This window comes from Streptomyces sp. NPDC050439 (genome assembly GCF_040655335.1).
Classification (GTDB): domain Bacteria; phylum Actinomycetota; class Actinomycetes; order Streptomycetales; family Streptomycetaceae; genus Streptomyces.
Window position 1 is genome coordinate 176,554 of the sequence record NZ_JBFAJT010000005.1, and the last position, 18,060, is coordinate 194,613.

The window sequence follows — 18,060 nt, forward strand, 5'->3', positions numbered from 1 at the left end:
CCTTTCCGGAGGCGGTAGCAATCAGCGCTGAACAGAGCGGAGTTGAGGAGTGGCCCGGCGACCTGCCGAGCCAGGGACGCTAGGCCAGGTCACCTGCGGCCCGGCGCACCCCGTCGAGCAGCTCCGCCTGCCGCAGGCACACGGGATCGGGGGTGGACCGTGCTCGCACGCCCTCCACGAAGGCCGCGACCGTGCGGGCGACCTGGTCCGCGGGCGGCAGCTCGATCACCTCGGTCCCGGAGCGGCGTTCGACGTGGATCTCCGGCACGAAGTCCGCGGGTGGCGTGAACGCGCGCTCCACGGTGATGCGGCCCTCGCTCCCCCACAGCTCGTACGAGGACCGGTAGGCGTGGTCGAGCCCGAAGATCAACCGGGCTCCGATGCCGCCGGGTGTGCCCAGGAGCGCCTGCCCCGAGGTGTCGACCTCACGGCCCTGGCCCCGGCCGAGCAGCGCGCCGCGGACTTCGAGGCCGTCCCCCAGGAAGTGCAGGGCGGCCCGGACCGGGTAGACACCGGTGTCCCAGAGGGCGCCGCCGCCGAGGTCCGCTCGGTGCCTGATGTCGTCATCCGGAAGGCGCGGGATGGCGAACGCGGCCTGAAAGGCGCGCAGTTCACCGATGGCGCCGTCGGCGACTAGCTTGAGCACCGCGTCGTGCAGCGGATGATGGACGAACATCACGTTCTCCATCATGAAGAGCCCCGACTCCCGTGCCAGCGTGACGAGTCGGCGGGAGCTCTCCAGGTCGGTCGTCAGCGGCTTCTCGGCGAGTACGTGCTTTCCCGCGCGCAGCGCCGCCTCGGTCCACTCCGCGTGCAGGGCGGCGGGCAGCGGGAGGTAGACCGCGTCGATGTCGTCGCGGTCGAGCAGCCGCTGGTACCCGTGCACGGGCTCGGCGCCGTAGGGCTCGGCGAGTTCCTTGGCCCGGTCCGAGTTCCGGCTGGCGATCGCAGCGATGTGCACGCCGTCCATGGCCGCCATCGCGGGCAGCATGCGCCGCCGGGCGATGTCCGCGCAGCCCAGCAGACCGACGCGTACGCCGTTGTCCGCCATCAGGACCGCCCCGCGAGGACATTGAGGCAGAGAAGCAGGGTGCGGGCCTGCACATTGAGGTAATGACCGTGCTTCAGGAGGGAGTTGAGCTGATCACGGGTGATCCAGCAGTAGCCGGGGGGTGCCTCGACGGGAACCGTCTTTTCGTCCGCGTCGATGATGAGGTAGCGGCTCTCGGCGTTGAGGAAGCGGCCCCCTTCCTCCGAGTGCACGGCTTCGTACCGGATCTGCGAGGGGGTCGCGGCCAGGACCAGGTCGAGGAAGGGCGGGCGGTACTCGCCTTCCAGGTGGGCGTAGTTGCCAGGGGTGTGCATGACCGTGGGCGAGAGCTCCACCGTGTCCAGGAGGCCGCCCTCGACGCGCGCCTCCATCAGGACGTGCGGCACTCCCCCGATCTCGCGCGTCACGAAGGCCGTGACACCGATGCCGTGCGGCTCGAACAGAGGCTGGGTCCAGCCGGTCACCTCTCGACTGCCGGCCTCCACGCGCAGGGCCACCACGCTGAAGTGCCGGCCTCCCTCGTGGTCGATGGACATGTCGCCGCGCTTCCAGCCGCTCGCCTCGTCCAGCGGAACGCGTTCCGCGTGGACGTCGTGGCGGGCGCGCTCGGCGGTGAACCAGGACAGGACGTCGGTGTCCGAGTGCAGGGCGCCCTCGTCCTCCTGCGGCAGCGGCGCACAGGCGAGGACGGTCCTGGTGTCCATGTTGATGACGTTGTCGCGGCCCAGGAGTTCGCCGATCTGGCCGAGGGTCAGCCAGCAGAAGTCCGGGTCGAGCGGGACGTCGTCGACGGCCTCGACGATCATGTTGCGGTTGCTCTTGCGGAAGAACCAGGCGCCGTGCTCGGACTGCAGCGAGTCGGCGATGACCCGGCCGCGGTCCGGTTGCGTGAAGTACTCGATGTACTTCACGTCGGCGCCCTTGTGCACCTTGGTGTAATTGCTGCGGGTGGCCTGGACGGTCGGCGAGAGCTGGAGCAGATTGCGGTTGCCGGGCTCCATCTTGGCCTGCATCAGGAAGTGCAGGACCCCGTCGAACTCCTTGACCAGCAGGCCGAGGATGCCCACCTCGGGCTGCTTGATGGTGGGCTGGTACCACTCGCGGTGCGGGCCGGTGTCGCGAGTGACGTGCAGGCCCTCGACGGTGAAGAAGCGGCCGCTGCGGTGCACGAGGTTCCCGGTGGCGGCCTCGAACGACCAGCCGTCCAGACCGCTGAAGGGGATGCGGTCGATCTTGAAGTGGTGTGCGCGGCGGCGCTCGTCCAGCCAGTCGGCGAAGTCGTCCGTGCGCAGTCGCGTGCCCTGTGCCGTCGCGGCCGACCGCGCCATGCGGTGCGCGACGGCCGGGTCGTCGCGCGACGTCAGCGTGGTTGGCCGGGGGGTCGGTCTGCAGGGTGGGGCGTACATGGCTCACTCCTTGCGGGATCGGGGACGCGGCGGTCAGGAAAGGAGGCGGGGGTCAGGACACCGTGGATTCGGCGGCCCCTCGGCCGACGCCCGCGGAGTCGAGGAAGGCGTCGAGGACCTGCCGGTAGTACGTCGGGGTGAAACCGAGCCGGGCCGTCTCGGGCACGAGCCGCCTCAGCTTCTCGGTGGAGATGACGTGGTGCGCCCCGGCGTCCCGGTACTCGCGATCGACGTCCAGGCCGAGCCGCTCCTGGAGGTGGTCGACGATGTGGTCCACCGGCACCGCCTCTCCCGAGGCCACGTTGACCGTCTCGCCGCGGACGCCGCGCTCCAGGAGGCAGTCGATGATCGTCACGACGTCCGCGACGTCGATGAGGTCGCGGGTGGCGCCCCTCAGGACACGGACCACGCCTTCGAGGACCTGCCGGAGCAGCGAGGGCATCAGCTGGTGCGGCGGCTGCCCCGGCCCCACCAGGTGGCCGAGGCGCAGGATGAGATAGTCCGCCCCGGAGGCCTTGAGCTGACGCTCCAGTGCGAACTTGTGCGCCCCGTACGGGGTGCAGGGAGTGACGGGGCTGTCCTCACGTCCGGTGACGCCTCCTTCTCCGTACATCCCCGTGGACGCGGTGGAGAAGAACAGCAGCCGGCGCCCGGTGGTCCGGCACCGCTCGGCCACCTCGGCAAGGAGCTCGGCCTCCCGGGCGAAGTCGCTGTCCGATGTGCCGCCCGCCCAGGAGACACCGGCCGCGAGGACGGCAGTGTCAGGGTGGCGGTCGGCGATGGGCCTGAGGTTCCGGGCAAGGAAGCCGTTTCCGACAATTTCCATGGTCATCCACGGGCTCCCACGAACTCCTTGAACGAGGAGATGACGTAGTCGAGCATCTCCTCGGTGAGGCCGGGATAGACGCCGATCCAGAAGGTCTGCTCCGTGATGATGTCGCTGTTGGTCAGCTCGCCGACGACGCGGTGCGGCTGGCCTATGTAGGCCGGATGGCGAGTGAGGTTCCCGGCGAAGAGTCGGCGGGTGCCGATCTTGCGGCCTTCCAGGAAGTCCACCAGCTCGGCTCGGGTGAAGGGTGCTTCGGGCGGCACAGTGAGGGCGAACCCGAACCAGCTCGGGTCGCTGCGCGGGGTCGCCTGCGGCAGGATCAGGTGCGGGAGGCCTTCGAGACCGTCGTACAGCTGCTTGAAGTTCTTGCGGCGTGCGGCACAGAAGTCGTCGAGCTTCGCCAGCTGGGTCAGACCGAGCGCGGCCTGCAGATCGGTGGCCTTCAGGTTGTAGCCGACGTGCGAGAAGATGTACTTGTGGTCGTAGCCCGCAGGCAGCGTGCCCATCTGGTACTTGAAGCGCTTGAGGCACTTGTTGTTCTCGCCCGGCTCGCACCAGCAGTCGCGGCCCCAGTCGCGCAGCGACTCCACGATCCGGGCGAGCGCCAGATTCGAGGTCAGGACGCAGCCGCCCTCACCCATCGTCATGTGGTGCGCGGGGTAGAAGCTGACGGTCGTCATGTCACCGAAGGTGCCGGTGAGCCGGCCGTCGTACGTCGAGCCGACCGCGTCGCAGTTGTCCTCGATGAGGAACAGGTCGTGCTCGTCCGCGAGTTGGGCTATCTCGGCGACCTCGAAGGGGTTGCCGAGCGCGTGCGCGATGATGATCGCCTTGGTCTTGGGGCCGATGGCCTGGGCCACCCGGTCGGCCGTCGTGTTGTACGTGCCGATCTCGACGTCGACGAAGACCGGCACCAGGCCGTTCTGCAGGATCGGGTTCACGGTCGTGGGGAAGCCCGCCGCGACCGTGATCACCTCGTCGCCGGGGCGCAGGCGCCGGTCCTCCAGGAGGTGTGAGGTGAGCGCCGAGGTGGCGAGCAGGTTCGCCGACGAGCCGGAGTTCGTCAGGTGAGCCTTGCGCCGCTTGAGCTTGCGCGCGAACTGCGACTCGAACTTGTGGGAGCTCTTGCCCGCCGCGATCCGCATGTCCAGGGCCGCCTCGACCAGGGCGAGCCGATCCTCCTCGTCGAGGACGGCGCCGGACGGCCAGATCTCGGTGGTGCCGGGAACGAAGCGCTTCTCGTTCTCGACGTCCCGGTGGTATTTGCGCACCCCGTCCATGACGAGTTCGGTGTGCAGGCTCATGTCGTGCCCTTCCTGAGGTGATGCTCCGTCAAGCCCGGTCCGCGGCGATTGCCTTGGAGTGCTGCCACCATTCGGTGTTGTCCCGGTACCAGGCCACGGTGTCGGCCAGGCCCTGCTCGAAGGAGACGCGCGGTGCGTACCCGAGCTGCTCCGCGATCTTGGTTTCGTCGAGCGAGTAACGCAGGTCGTGCGCCTTGCGGTCGGGGACACGGCGCACGCTGGACCAGTCCCGGCCGGTGAGTTCGAGCAGCCGCTCGGTGATGGCGCGGTTGGTGCGTTCGTTGCCGCCGCCGACGTTGTAGATCTCGCCGGCCACACCCTTGTTCAGCACGAGGGCGATCGCGCGGCAGTGATCGTCCACGTGCAGCCACTCGCGGACGTTGGCGCCTTCCCCGTAGAGCGGCACGGTGAGCCCGGCGAGAAGGTTCGTCACGAAGAGCGGGATGAGCTTCTCGGGGTGCTGGTAGGGCCCGTAGTTGTTGGAGCAGCGGGTGATCGACAGGTCGATCCCGTGGGTGCGCCAGTACGAGCGGGCGACCAGGTCGGACGCGGCCTTGGAGGCGGCGTACGGGGAGTTGGGCGCCAGGGGCCAGGTCTCGGTCCAGGAGCCCTCGTCGATGGAGCCGTAGACCTCGTCGGTGGAGACATGCACGACACGCTCGACACCGCTGGCCAGGACCGCTTCGAGCAGGGACTGGGTGCCGAGCACGTTCGTGCGGACGAATTCCGCGGCCGATTCCAGGGAACGGTCGACGTGCGACTCGGCCGCGAAGTGCACCACGGCGTCGTGGCCGGGCAGCAGTTGGCGCAGCAGATCACCGTCGAGGATGTCGCCCTGGACGAACGTCAGGCGGGGGTCGTCGGCCGGCAGGCTGTCGCGGTTGCCCGCATAGGTGAGCTTGTCGACGACGGTGACGTCGGCGCCCTCCCAGCCCGGATACTCGTCCTGCAGAAGGGTGCGTACATAGTGCGAGCCGATGAATCCGGCTCCGCCTGTGACCAAGACCTTCATGCTGCCACCTCTACGCTGTTGTGGTCACCGACTACGAGCCGGTGCTGGGCCGCCTGTTCGACGGTCGCGGACCGTCCGATCACCGAACCGTGCAGACCTCGGACCTCGGTGACCGTCGCACCGTCGAGCGCGATGGATGCGTCCATGTGCGTGCCGCGCAGGACGCAGTCCTTGCCGATGGAGGTGTAGGGGCCGACGCGGCTGTCCTCCACCAGCGTTCCCGCGCCGATGATCGCCGGGCCCTCGACGGTGGAGCGGACGATGCGGGCACCGGCCTCCACGACGACCTGGCCGGTGATGACGCTCTGCGCGTCGACCTCGCCCGCGACGTCGGGCTTCACGCCGTCCAGAAGCTTGCGGTTGCAGGCGAGCACGTCGTCGACGCGGCCGGTGTCCTTCCAGTAGCCCTCGTACTGGCTGGCGCGCACGTCGGCGCCGTGGGTGAGGAGCCACTGGATGGCGTCGGTGATCTCCAGTTCGCCGCGCGCGCTGGGCTCGATGGAGTCGACGGCCTCGTGGATGGCCGGGGTGAAGAAGTAGACGCCGATCAGGGCGAGGTCGCTGCGCGGCTCCCTGGGCTTCTCGACCAGGCGGGTCACGCGCCCTTCGGCGTCCAGTTCGGCGACGCCGAAGGCGGTGGGGTCGGCCACCTTGTAGACGACCACTTGGGCGGCGGGGCGGTCCGTCGCAAACTGCCCGGCGATCTCCCCCACGCCATCAGGGAGCATGTTGTCGCCGAGGTACATCACGAAGTCGTCGTCCCCGAGGAAGGGCCGGGCCAGCGCGACGCAGGCGGCGAGTCCGGTGGGATTCTCCTGCGGGATGTACGTGATCCGGACGCCGAGGGCGGAGCCGTCGCCGACGGCCGCCTCGATCTGCTCGGCACCGCCTCCGACGATGACGCCGATCTCGGTGACGCCGAGATCCCGGATGTTCTCCAGGACGTGCTGGAGCACCGGCTTGTTGGCTATTGGAATGAGCTGTTTGGGCATCGAATAACTGAACGGGCGCAGGCGGGTGCCCGACCCGCCCGACAGCACAAGTGCTTTCATGAATACGTCCTCCTCGTTTCGGTACTCGCAGCTGACTCAATTCCGAGTGGATTTCGCGTCCGTGCTATTCGTAGGGCATGAGCAGTCCGGCGGCCGCGGCCTCGGCCGCGGTCGGCGCCTTGGCGTCCTTGTCCGAGATGAACGGCGGCTCGGTGAAGCCCCAGGGCAGGGCGAGTTCAGGGTCCAGCGGATTGATGTCGACCTGCGTGCCCGGCACATGGGCCGTGGAAAGGAGGTAACAGATGCAGGCGTCGTCGGTGAGGGTGAGAAAGCCGTGACCGACGCCCTCGGGAACGAACACGGAGGTTCCCGCGTCGGCGTCCAGTTCATTGCTCACGTGGCGGCCGTACGTGGGCGACCCCAGGCGCAGGTCGACCAGGATGTCCCGGAGGACTCCGCGGACGCTGGTGACGAACTTCGCCTGCCCCGGCGGGTTGGTGACGCTGTGGATGCCCCGCAGTGTGTTGCGGCGGGAGACCGAGTAGTTGATCTGCCGCGTGTTGAAGGGGCGGCCCGCTGCCTTCTCCAGTTCCTCGGTCCGCAGCGCTTCGTAGAACGATCCACGCTCGTCCCGCAGATGCTCCGGGGTGATGACGAAGGCCCCGGGAATCTCCAGCTCGGTGATGCGCACTTCGGCTCCAGCTCCTCAGAGGTTCTCCAGGTCCGCGACGACCGCGGCCGGGCTGGGCATCAGCAGCATTTCCGCGCGCAGCCGCCCTGCGGCAGCCGCGTACCGGGGGTCGTCGAGGAGCTCGGTCAGGGCGTCCCGCAGCTGCTTGGGCGAGTCCTGCGACTCAGCGGTCTCCAGCGAGACGGCGGCGCCACGACCCGCGAGGCGGTCGCCGCAGCCGAAGTGGTCGGCGATCTGCGGCAGCACCAGCTGCGGAAGCCCGGCGAGCGTCGCCGTCATCGAGGTGCCTGAGCCGCCGTGGTGCACCACGGCCCGGCACTGTTCGAGGAGCAGGCCGAGCGGCACGGCACCGACGCAGCGGACGGTGCCCGGCACCTCGCCGACCAAGCCCTCGAACTCCGCGGGCACCGTGGCGAGCACCTCGATGTCAGGTATCTCACCGATGGCCCGCAGCAGGCGGATGACGAATCCGGTGCCGTTCAGCCGCAGCGTCCCGCCGAGCGAGAGACCGACGCGGCGCACACCGTCCTGCCGCGCCTCCCACGGGAACGTCTCGGACAGCCCCCAGTTGCCGCTGTACGCCACATGCCTGATCGGCGTCCCCGGTTCGGCGTCCGGCATCTGCAGCGACGGCGGGCAGGGGTCGAGAAGGACGGCCGGGTCGGCCAGGGCGCCCACGCCGAGTTCCGCGCACAGCTCCCGCAGTTGCTCCCGCGCGAAGCCGCGCGCCGCACCCGCCAGGCTGTCGACGCCCCAGCGGTGGTGGACGACCGGCACGTCGAGCGCCCTGCCGATGATCAGGGTGCTGTACTCCAGCGGGTCGCCGACGATCAGATCGGGACGGTAGGACCGCGCGAAGTCCAGGTAGTCGCGGACCACCCGCCTCGCGTGGACCGACCACGCGTGTGCGTAGCCGTCGACCCGCAGCGCGCTGCGGGGGCGTACGTCCAGCGGGCGCTGCCAGGGCTCGAGGCCCCCCAGCAGATAGGCCTCGCCGTCGAACGCCGCACCGGTCTGGAAACCGACGAGCCCGGAGGCGCGGACGGTCTCGTCGATGTCCGGCTGCCCCGCCACCACCACCTCGTGTCCGGCGCCGCGCAGCGCCCAGGCGAGGGGCGCGAGCGGGGTGAAATGACTCGCGGAAGGAGTGCTGATGAATAGGACGCGCATTAACTCTTCTCCCGAGTACGGAATTTCGTTGCGAGGCCTGCGTGACCGCGCCACCGATTGGATGGACTCCGGCCGGCGTGGACAATGCGAGGGCAGCCGATAAGCGAGGGCAGCTGCCAAAGCCTCTTTCGTGCGCGGCAACCGCGTCAACTGTCGTCGCCCGGAATTGACCCTGGCCTGACCGAGGTTCTGTCATTCGTTGAGTACCGCCCGGAAACCGGACCCCGGTGCGGGGTCAACGGAACGCGTCCGCCCGCTCCTCGACCCACTGGCGGAACGTACGGGCGGGGCGCCCTGTGACGTCGGCCACGGCCGTGGACCCGACCTCGGGCTCCTTCGTCAGCATGGCGAAGTAGTCGAGTGCGCCCTCCGCGTACGAGGGTGGCCAGCCGGTGTCGACCATGGCCCGGCGGGCGGCGTCGTGCTCGATGTCCTGCCAGCGGAGCTCCCGGCCGATGACCTCGCCGATGACGCGGACCTGGCCCTCCTGTGACAGCTGCTGCGGCCCGGACACCAGGTACTTCCGTCCCGTGTGGCCCTCACTCGTGAGTGCGACGGCGCCGACGGCGGCGAGGTCGCCCTCGTGGACAGATGTGCGGGTGGCGGCGCCGTAGGGGAAGTGGACCACGTCGCCTTGGCGGATCTGGCCGGCGAAGCCCAGGGCGTTGGCGTGGAAGCCCGTGGTGCGCAGGAACGTCCAGTCAAGGGTCGTCTTCTCGACGAGCGCCTCCAGATACGCGTGGCAGTTGTTGTCGACCGGTTCCAGACCGATGTGCACGCCGACCGAGGAGACCACGACGACACGGCTCGCCCGCGCCTCGATCTTGCGCAGCACGGCGGGTGCGGTGGTGACGTCGAGGGCGAAGAACGGCCACATCCAGAAGACGCCGTCAACGCCGTCGAGCGCGGTGTCCAAGCTGTCGGGGTCGGCGAGGTCCCCATAGTGGATCTCGGTGCCCTCCGGGAGGCGGCCGATGTTCGGGTCGTCCTTGAGCACCAGGGCACGGACGGTGACGCCGGTCTTCTGCAGCTCGGCGACGGCGTGCGGGCCGACGTTGCCGGTGGCGCAGGTGACCAGCATGGTTTTGGGCATGGAGATGTCCTTCTCTTGGATGTGTGGTGGCGTAGGTGGGGGTTTCCTCAACTGCCCTGAGGTCGCGCGGACTTCACGATCGGCGCGGAGCCCTCAGCGCGGCCAGCAGCCCCAGCGCGCCGACCCCGGTCACCAGAACCATCGCCGGGCGGCTGCCGTACGCCGTCAGAAGCGCGGCGGTCGGCGCGATCACCAGGACGGCGCCGGTCTGCACCGCCGTCTGGTAGGTCGCGACGGCGGGGCCGCGCTCGGCGGGTGCGACGCCCGCGGTCGCCTGCGTGTTGAGCGCCGCGAAGGCGCACACGAAGCCGGCCCCCACCAGGAGCAGCGTGGGCAGGACTCCGGTGGTGTACGTCGCGTGCGCGGGGTCCCGCAGGTACAGGACGTATCCGATGAGGGGCGCGGTGGCGCCGAGGACGATCAGCCGGGCTGCGCCGAACCGCTGCACCATGCGACCCGACGAAAGGACCGTCAAGGCAAGGGGCACGCTCGCGGGCAGCAGCGCGAGGCCCGTCCGCAGCGGCCCCCAGCCCTGTGCCGCCTGCCACTGGTGGGTGACGACGAAGAGCAGCCCGAGGAAGGAGCCGTTGAGTGCCGCCGCGCCCACGGACGCGCGGAGAAGCGGCCCGTCGCGGAGCAGCGTGGCCCGCACCAGCGGCCGCGCCGCCCGGTGTTCGGCGATGCGGAACGCCGCAAAGAGCCCGAGGGCCGCCAGTGCCGCGTCCAGGGTCCGCGCGTCGGCCCATCCCCGCTCCGCGGCGGTGACGGCCGTGAGGACGACGGCGAGGAGCCCGCCGGTGAGGGCGAGCGCCCCCGGTAAATCCAACTGCCCCTTGCGCAGGCCCCCTTCGACGCGCGCGTCCATGTCACCGGGGATCAGCGTCCGGCCGAGGACGAGCAGTACGAGGACGACCGGAGCCGGGAACACCATGGTCCAGCGCCAGCCCACCTCGGTGAGCAGTCCCGACAGGACGAGCCCGGCGGTGAAGCCGCACGCCCCGAAGAGCGAGTACACCGACACCGCCCGGTCCCGGCCTGGCCCCGCCGTGAAGATGGCGCCGATGATGGCGAGGCCGGTCGGCGCGGTCAGCGCCGCACAGAATCCCTTGACGACGCGGGTGGCGAGCAGCGTCGCCGGATCACCGGCGAACGCCGCGACGAGCGAGGCGGCCGCGAAGCCGAACAGCGCCCACAGATAGACGCGCCGTCGGCCGAGCAGGGCCACGACGCGTCCCGCGAACAGCAGCAGACCGCCGAAACCGACGGCGAAACCCGTCATCGTCCACTGCGCGGCAGCGGGCGTGAGACGCAGGTCAGCGCCGATCGACGGCACGGCCACCACCATCACCGACACCTCGAGTGCGTCGACGAGCATGTTGCCCGCGAGGACGATCACCAGGCCCCACAGGCGAGGGCTCCAGGCCGCGCGGGCAGGGGGCGCGGCCGTGGTCGTGGATGTCACGTCAGCCAAGGAGGGTGCCGCCGGTGGCGTCCACGAAGGAGCCGGTGATCCAGCGGGCCTCGTCGGAGGCGAGGAAGGCGACGACGTCGGCGATGTCCTCGGGCTCGCCGACCCGGTTGAAGGCGGAGAGGCCCGCCATCTGCTCGACGGCCTCGGGTATGTCGAACACGGGGGTGCCGTTGCGGGTGATGCCGGGTGCCACGCTGTTGATCGTGATGTTGCGCGGGCCCAGGTGCTTGGCGAAGTGCAGGGCCAGCTGCTCCACCGCGCCCTTGGTCATCGCGTAGGCGATCTCGGACGGGTTGGCGCACCGGGTCAGGCCGGAGGAGATGTTGATGATGCGGCCGCCGCTGGGCAGGTTCTTCAGCGCCCGCTGGATGATGAAGAACGGCGCCCGCGCGTTGACCGCGAAGAGACGGTCGAACGCCTCCGGGGTGGTCTCCTCCGCGGCGACACCGCCCATGACGCCGGCGTTGTTGACCAGGATGTCGAGCGTCGTGGACCCCGTGCGCTCCTTGAGGCCCTCCTCCAGGCCCAGGAACAGCTCGTGCACGTCTCCCGGGACGCCGAGTTCGGCGCGGATCGCGAAGGCCCGGCCGCCCTCCTTCTCGATGGTGGCGACGGTCTCCTCGGCGGCCTCCTTGTTGCTGGTGTAGTGCACGGCGACCAGTGCGCCGTCGCGTGCGAGGCGCAGGGCCGTCGCGCGGCCCATGCCGCGGCTCGATCCCGTGACCAGGGCGGTCTTTCCTTCAAGCCTGCTCATGCTGTTCCTCCTGTGGTCGGCTGATGTGGCGGCTTGTGTCGTCCCGAACCAGCGCTTCAGAGCGGCACGCAGACCGTCCGCTTCCGTGCCCGTCCAGGCGACATGTCCGTCGGGGCGTACGAGGACCAGGCCGGCGTCTTCCAGTTCCGTGCCGGACGTCGCACGGGCCGCCGTGACGATGACCCGGTCGCGCCAAGGCGCGCTCAACTCCCGTACAGCGGGGTGTTGTTCTGGGTCGTTGCGCAGGTCGACGAGCAGACCTCGGCCGGTACGCAGCAGGGACGTCGTCGTCACCAGGCCCTCGGGAACGGCGAGTTCGGTGTGCGGAAGGCGGGCCCCCAAGAGCGGGGATGGGCCCTCTCCGACGTCGTAGCAGACGTCGAGACCCGAGATCATGCCCGCCAGGTGTTCCCGTCCGCAGCGGCTCGCGACGAGTTCGCCGACCACCGCCCGCACGGGCTCCACCTCGGGGCCGCCGAGCAGCAGCATGGCCTGGGCCTTGATGTTGGTCAGGACCCTCTGCCCGACCGTGTGCCGCTCCTCGTGATAGCTGTCGAGGAGACCGTCCGACGCCTTGCGCGCGACCTGGACGGCCAGCTTCCAGCCGAGGTTGACGGCATCCTGGAGGCCGAGGTTGAGGGCCTGGCCGCCGATCGGCATCTGCTGGTGCGCCGCGTCACCGGCGAAGAGCACCCGCCCCTCGCGGTACCGGGCGAGCTGGCGGCTCGCGTCGCCGAAGGAATTGATCCACAGCGGGGTCCCGCCGCTGATGTCCTCCCCGGTGACCCGCCGCCACACCGCGCACAGTTCGTCGAACGACGGCTCGCCGGTGCGCGCGCCGACCGGGCGGCCGAACTCGTGCACCATGACGCGCGTGACGCCGTCGTCCCTGCGCGCCGCGATGGCGAGCCCCTTCTCCAGTCGCTCGAAGCGCCGGTTGGGTACGTCGATCCCGTCGACGTCCGCCCGGACGAGCTCACGCCCGGCGTCCGTACCGGGGAAGTCGGCCCCGGTCAGGCGGCGCACGGCGCTGTTCTCGCCGTCGCAGCCGACGACGCACAGGGCGCGCAGCCGCACGGCGCCCTCGGGCCCCGCCGCCTCGACCTCGACGTGGTCGTCCTCCACGGACAGCGCGCGCACCTCGTGCCCGCGCCGCAGATCCGCGCCGAGGGACAGGGCCCACTCCTGGAGGACCTCCTCGGTGCGGGTCTGCGGAACCTTCCACTGCCCGGGGTAGGGGCTCGGCAGCGTCAGGTCGAGCGGGACTCCGCCGAAGTGGCCGCGGGGCTCGTTCGGCGGGGTGCCGAACTTCTCCAGGAGGCCGCGGCTGTCGAGGATCTCCATGGTCCTGGCGTGCAGGGTGGAGGCCCGCGACTCCGTTGTCGGGGCCTTTCTGCTCTCCAGGACGATGACGTCGGCGCCGCCGAGCCGCAGCTCCCCGGCGAGCATCAGGCCCACGGGACCGGCGCCCACGACGATGACCTGGCTGTCCAGCCGGTGATCCAGGTGGTGCGACGGCATGGTCAACGCCTCGCATCCGCATGGCCGCGGGCGGCGCTGACGACAAGGGCCGAGTTGAAGCCGCCCTGTCCGCGGGCGAGGACGAGCGTGGTGCGCACGTCAGCGGGGCGCGGCTGGTTCACGACCAGGTCGAGGCCGTAGGCGGCGTCGGGAGCGACGTTCACCGTGGGCGGGATCAGGCCCTCGTCGATGGCGAGCAGCGCGGCGGCGACGTCCAGCGGGGCCGCACCCGAGTAGAGCCGTCCCGTCATCGTCTTCGGCGCGGTGACGACGACTCCGCCGCGGCCGAAGACCGCGTTGATGGCCTCCGCCTCGACACGGTCGAGTTCGGGCACGGCGGCGGCGTCCGCGAAGACGACGTCGACGTCCTCGGGGGCCACGTCGGCGTCCGCGAGTGCGATCTCGATGGCCTTGCGCAGTCCTGGCTCGCGTCCGCTGCCCGGCCTCGGGTCGAAGGCCGAGCCGTACCCCGCGATGGAGCCGTAGATCTTCGCGCCACGCCTGCGGGCGGCCTCCTCGTCCTCCACGACGAGGATCGCGCCGCCCTCGCCGGGCACGTGCCCCGCGGCGTCGGCGTCGAACGGCAGGTAGGCGCGGTTCGGCTGGTCCTCGGTGCTGAGCCGGCCACCGGCCAGCTGCGCCACCCAGCCCCAGGGGCAGATGGAGGCGTCGATGGACCCGGAGACGATCAGGCTGGTGCCCTTGCGGATCTGGCGGCGTGCCTGGGCGAGCGCGTCGAGGCCGCCCGCCTGGTCGCTGACGACGACCCCGCTCGGGCCCTTCATGCCGTTGCGGATGGAGATCTGGCCGCTGTTGACGGCGTAGAACCAGGCGAAGGACTGGTACGCGGACACGTACTGGCTGCCCTTGCCCCACAGCTTCTCCAGCTCGCCCTGCCCGAACTCGAAGCCGCCCGACGAGCTCGCCGTGATGACGCCCATGTCGTACTCGGACATCTTCTCCGGCTCGACGCCCGCGTCGGCGAGCGCCCAGTCGGTGGCGACGAGCGCGATGCGCGTCATCCGGTCGGTCTGCGGCAGGAGCCTGCTGGGCAGTTGCTCCTCGGCGACGAAGCCGGGGACCTCGCCCGCGAGCGTGGCCGGGTAGGGCGTCGGATCGAAGTGCGTGACGCGCCCGATGCCGCTCTTGCCGCTGCGGGTGGCCGCCCAGTAGTCGTCTGTGCCCAGGCCGTTGGGGGCTGCGATGCCCAGGCCCGTGACCACGGCGGAGGCTGTCATGCGCCCTTCCTCTCGGGGTTGGCGAGCACCATGGCGCTCTGGAATCCGCCGAACCCGCTGCCGACGGTCAGGACCGTGTCCGTGCGCTGGTCGCGCGCCGTGATCGGCACGTAGTCGAGGTCGCACTGCGGGTCGGGGGTGTGCAGGTTGGCGGTCGGGGGCACCACGTCGTACTCCATGGCCAGCGCGGACGCGGCGATCTCGATGGAGCCGATCGCGCCCAGCGAGTGGCCCACCATCGACTTGATGGAGCTCACCGGCGTGCGGTACGCGTGGTCGCCGAGGGCCTTCTTGAAGGCCGCGGTCTCGTGCCGGTCGTTCTGCTTGGTGCCGGAGCCGTGCGCGTTGATGTAGTCGATCTGGTCGCCGTTCATCCGCGCCTCGTCGAGCGCGACCCGGATCGCCTCGGCCATCTCCGCGCCGTCGGGCCGCAGACCGGTCATGTGGTACGCGTTGCTGCGCGCCCCGTAGCCCGCGATCTCGGCGTAGATGTGGGCGTGTCTGCGCCGCGCGCTCTCCAGCTCCTCGAGGACGAAGACGGCGGAGCCCTCGCCGAGGACGAACCCGTTGCGGGTGTTGTCGAAGGGCCGTGATGCCTCCCCGGGTGCGTCGTGGCGCGGGGTGGTGGCCTTGATCGCGTCGAAGCAGGCCAGCGTGATCGGTGAGATCGGCGCGTCCGACGACCCGGCGATCATGACGTCGGTACTGCCCTCGCGGATGAGTTCCACCGCGTGGCCCACCGAGTCGATGCCGGAGGTGCAGCCCGTGGACACCACGGTGGAGGGGCCCTCGGCGCCGACGGCCCAGGCGACCTCGGCCGCGAACGAGCTGGGCACCAGGAAGTTGTAGAGGTGCGGCACCGCGTACGCGTGATCGACGAGCCCGAGCCGGCCGCCGTCGCTGACGACGCGGTACTCCTCGTCGAGCCCCGTCGTCGCGCCGACCGCGCTGCCGATGGTCACGCCGACGCGGTGGGGGTCGTGGGCCCCGAGCTCCACGCCGCTGTCGGCGACCGCCTCGCGCGTCGCCACGACGGCGAGCTGCGCGGCGCGGTCCATGCGCCGGATCTCCTGCGGGCTCAGGCCCTGCGCCTCGGCGTCGAAGTCGATCTCGGCGGCGACCCGGGAGCGGAAGGGCTCCGGGTCGAAGAAGGTGATGCCGCGCGTCGCCGTGCGGCCCTCGCTGAGCAGACCCCAGAAGTTCTTGGTCCCGATGCCGCCCGGGGCGACGACACCGATCCCCGTGATGACGACGCGGCGACCCGTCACTGGGAGGCCTCCCAGTTGTAGAAGCGCTTGGCCATGACCGGCCGAGCCGCCTGGCGGGACGGGCCGAACCAGCGCTCCAGGGACATGGGCAGGTCGTCGTGGCTGCCGGGGGCGGCCCAGGCGACGTAGCCGTCCGGGCGGACCAGGACGGCTGTGGTGCCCACGAGCGGGCTGTCGCCGGTCAGGCCGTGCGGGTCTGCGGTCACCACGTCCACACGGTCCGCCCAGCCCGCCGCTCTCCCCCGCAGCACGGCGTTGTCCGCCAGGTCGAGCAGCACACCCCGGCCGGGGTGCAGCAGTTCGGCGGCACGGGTCCTGGAGCCGGCGCCCGTCAGCTCCAGGTCGGGCATCCGACGGCCGAGCAGCGGGTGCCGCCCGCCGCCGACGTCGTAGTGGATCTCCAAACCGCTGACCATGCCCGCGAGGTGGCGGCTGACGTCCTCGTACTGCATGAGCTCGCCCAGGACGTCGCGCAGCGGCTGCACCTCGGAGCCGCTGAGGAACAGCAGCCCCTGGGCGCGGGTGTTCATCAACAGCCGCTGTCCGACGGGGTGCCGCTCGTCGTGGTAGGTGTCGAGCAGACCTTCGGGCGCCTTGCCGCGCACCACGGCCGCGAGCTTCCAGCCGAGGTTCATGGCGTCCTGGATGCTGGTGTTCATGCCCTGGCCACCGGCGGGCAGATGGATGTGCGCGGCGTCCCCGGCGAGCAGGATCCGGCCGCGGCGGTACTGGGTGACCTGCCGGGAGGCGTCTCCGAAGGAGCTGACCCAGACCGGCCTGCCGTGCGAGATGTCCTGGCCCGTCACCCGCTTCCAGCCGACGACCACCTCGTCGTACAACGGAGAGCCCAGTCGCTGGCGCGGCGGGGTTCCGCGCTCACAGAGGACGAGGCGCGTGATGCCGCCCGGCAGCCGGCCGACCATCACCATGCCGTCGTCGAACGTCTCGCCGATCATGCGGGGTTCGAGGTCGAGCCCCTCCACGTCGGCGAGGAACATCTCCAGGGTCGACGCGGTGCCGGGGAAGTCGAAGCCGCCCGTCTTGCGTACCAAGCTCCGCCCACCGTCACAGCCGACCAAGTAGGAGGTCCGCAAGGTGTATTCACCCCGGGGGCCGCGCACGCCCACCTCGACGCCGTCACCGTCGTCGTCGATGGACATCACCTCATGACCGCGCCGCAGATCCGTCCCGAGTTCCTTCACCCAGGCCTCGAGCGCGGCCTCGGTCTGCGACTGCGGGACGGACTTGGCCGCTTGCTGCGCGCCTTCGAGGACCCCGAAGTCCAGTGGGAGGCCGCCGAAGTGGCCCACGTCGCTGGTCTCCAGATCACCGAAGCGGGACAGCAGCCCGCGTTGGTCGAACACCTCCATCGTGCGGGCGGTGAAGCCGAGCCCGCGGGACTCGCCGGTGGGCTCCGGCAGACGCTCAAGGGCAATGACATCGACTCCCGCGAGTCGCAGTTCACCGGCGAGCACAAGTCCGGCCGGTCCCGTCCCCACGACAATCACTGCAGCATCCATACGCATCTCCTTGGGTATCGTCGAATCCCTACCCGGCAGCTCGGCAAAGAGCAGCGGAAGCTATTCACAAGCTTCTTCGCCCAGGGAGTCCGTTTCAAGATTTCCCATGTCATGCGTTGGTGAAGTTGCGTCATGAATGGGTTCGGGAAGCCGACGGATCCGCGAAAGGGAATACCAGTGAAGGGTCAGCGGAATGTCAAATGCCGGTCAGGACGGCAGGTCAGTCGGAGCGTGCGGAAAGGCCCGGATCGGCGGCTGCCGACCGGGCCTTGTGAAGGGAGTGAGGTTCTTGGGGAAGGCGGATCAGACCGTGCCTCGCGTGCGCTTCCTGAAGCTGTCGCGTGCGTTCTGCTCGAAGTCGGGGATGCGGCCGACGCGTTGCTCGCGCACCTGGGTGAGCCTCCGGCTCAGCTCCGCCCATTCCTGCCGCCCCCAGACGTGCTCGGCGTTCTGGTCGCACCGGATCCCGGTGGCCAAGATGACCGGAGCATCGACGTCAACGGTCAGCTGCCCCTGGCAGCCTTGCGTCGCGCACGGGCCGACGCGGACCGTGCGCAGCCGCTCCTCGTGGGCGATCAGGCGTGCCCGGCGGGCGAGCACCGCGACATCCGCGGTCGCCTCGGCGACGGCCGGGTGGGCGACGAGCCAGTCGACGTGACGGACGAGGAAAGCACAGAGCGGCACGACGGAGCCTCGGGGAACGGAAAGGCCCTGCTCTTCGGCGACAAGTCGGCACCATG

15 protein-coding genes are annotated in these 18,060 nt (G+C 70.2%); all 15 read right to left on the minus strand.

Annotated features, from left to right (window positions below):
• Positions 1–79: 79 nt before the first annotated feature.
• The 15 genes from AB0I66_RS21940 to AB0I66_RS22010 all read right to left on the minus strand — a co-directional run bounded on the left by AB0I66_RS21940 (position 80) and on the right by AB0I66_RS22010 (position 18,004).
• Positions 80–1,051, minus strand: a complete 972-nt coding sequence (locus AB0I66_RS21940; protein WP_363209593.1) for a Gfo/Idh/MocA family oxidoreductase — start codon at positions 1,049–1,051, stop codon at positions 80–82.
• A complete protein-coding gene (locus AB0I66_RS21945) occupies positions 1,051–2,457 on the minus strand; it encodes an NDP-hexose 2,3-dehydratase family protein (RefSeq protein WP_363209594.1) in 1,407 nt (468 codons plus the stop codon). Before AB0I66_RS21945 ends, AB0I66_RS21940 begins: the two co-directional genes overlap by 1 nt.
• Before the next feature lie 52 nt (positions 2,458–2,509).
• Positions 2,510–3,289, minus strand: a complete 780-nt coding sequence (locus tag AB0I66_RS21950) for an NAD-dependent epimerase/dehydratase family protein (protein ID WP_363209595.1) — start codon at positions 3,287–3,289, stop codon at positions 2,510–2,512.
• A complete protein-coding gene (rfbH, locus tag AB0I66_RS21955; protein WP_363209596.1) occupies positions 3,286–4,590 on the minus strand; it encodes a lipopolysaccharide biosynthesis protein RfbH in 1,305 nt (434 codons plus the stop codon). Before rfbH ends, AB0I66_RS21950 begins: the two co-directional genes overlap by 4 nt.
• A 28-nt stretch (positions 4,591–4,618) precedes the next feature.
• Complete coding sequence (gene rfbB / locus AB0I66_RS21960; RefSeq protein WP_363209597.1) at positions 4,619–5,602, minus strand: dTDP-glucose 4,6-dehydratase; 984 nt, start codon at positions 5,600–5,602, stop codon at positions 4,619–4,621.
• Complete coding sequence (locus tag AB0I66_RS21965; RefSeq protein ID WP_363209598.1) at positions 5,599–6,654, minus strand: glucose-1-phosphate thymidylyltransferase; 1,056 nt, start codon at positions 6,652–6,654, stop codon at positions 5,599–5,601. Before AB0I66_RS21965 ends, rfbB begins: the two co-directional genes overlap by 4 nt.
• Positions 6,655–6,718: 64 nt before the next feature.
• Positions 6,719–7,285 (minus strand): dTDP-4-dehydrorhamnose 3,5-epimerase family protein, encoded by a 567-nt coding sequence (locus AB0I66_RS21970; protein WP_363209599.1) that lies wholly within the window; start codon positions 7,283–7,285, stop codon positions 6,719–6,721.
• A gap of 15 nt (positions 7,286–7,300) precedes the next feature.
• Positions 7,301–8,455 (minus strand): nucleotide disphospho-sugar-binding domain-containing protein, encoded by a 1,155-nt coding sequence (locus tag AB0I66_RS21975; protein ID WP_363209600.1) that lies wholly within the window; start codon positions 8,453–8,455, stop codon positions 7,301–7,303.
• 235 nt (positions 8,456–8,690) lie between these two features.
• Positions 8,691–9,548 (minus strand): NAD(P)H-binding protein, encoded by an 858-nt coding sequence (locus AB0I66_RS21980; RefSeq protein WP_363209601.1) that lies wholly within the window; start codon positions 9,546–9,548, stop codon positions 8,691–8,693.
• Positions 9,549–9,621: 73 nt separating this feature from the next.
• Positions 9,622–11,010 carry an MFS transporter gene (locus AB0I66_RS21985; protein WP_363209602.1) on the minus strand — a complete coding sequence of 463 codons (1,389 nt, stop codon included), beginning with the start codon at positions 11,008–11,010 and terminating at the stop codon, positions 9,622–9,624.
• A 1-nt stretch (position 11,011) separates the two neighbouring features.
• Positions 11,012–13,294, minus strand: a complete 2,283-nt coding sequence (locus AB0I66_RS21990) for an SDR family oxidoreductase (protein WP_363209603.1) — start codon at positions 13,292–13,294, stop codon at positions 11,012–11,014.
• 2 nt (positions 13,295–13,296) lie between these two features.
• Complete coding sequence (locus AB0I66_RS21995) at positions 13,297–14,532, minus strand: ketosynthase chain-length factor (RefSeq protein ID WP_363209604.1); 1,236 nt, start codon at positions 14,530–14,532, stop codon at positions 13,297–13,299.
• On the minus strand, positions 14,529–15,800 hold the full coding sequence (locus AB0I66_RS22000; RefSeq protein ID WP_363209605.1) for a beta-ketoacyl-[acyl-carrier-protein] synthase family protein: 1,272 nt from the start codon (positions 15,798–15,800) through the stop codon (positions 14,529–14,531). The genes AB0I66_RS21995 and AB0I66_RS22000 overlap by 4 nt, the downstream gene beginning before the upstream one ends.
• The gene (locus tag AB0I66_RS22005) at positions 15,797–17,320 is read right to left on the minus strand and encodes an FAD-dependent monooxygenase (RefSeq protein ID WP_363209606.1); all 1,524 of its coding nucleotides are present in this window, start codon (positions 17,318–17,320) and stop codon (positions 15,797–15,799) included. The genes AB0I66_RS22000 and AB0I66_RS22005 overlap by 4 nt, the downstream gene beginning before the upstream one ends.
• Before the next feature lie 303 nt (positions 17,321–17,623).
• Positions 17,624–18,004 carry a hypothetical protein gene (locus tag AB0I66_RS22010; protein WP_363209607.1) on the minus strand — a complete coding sequence of 127 codons (381 nt, stop codon included), beginning with the start codon at positions 18,002–18,004 and terminating at the stop codon, positions 17,624–17,626.
• Between the last annotated feature and the right edge of the window lie 56 nt (positions 18,005–18,060).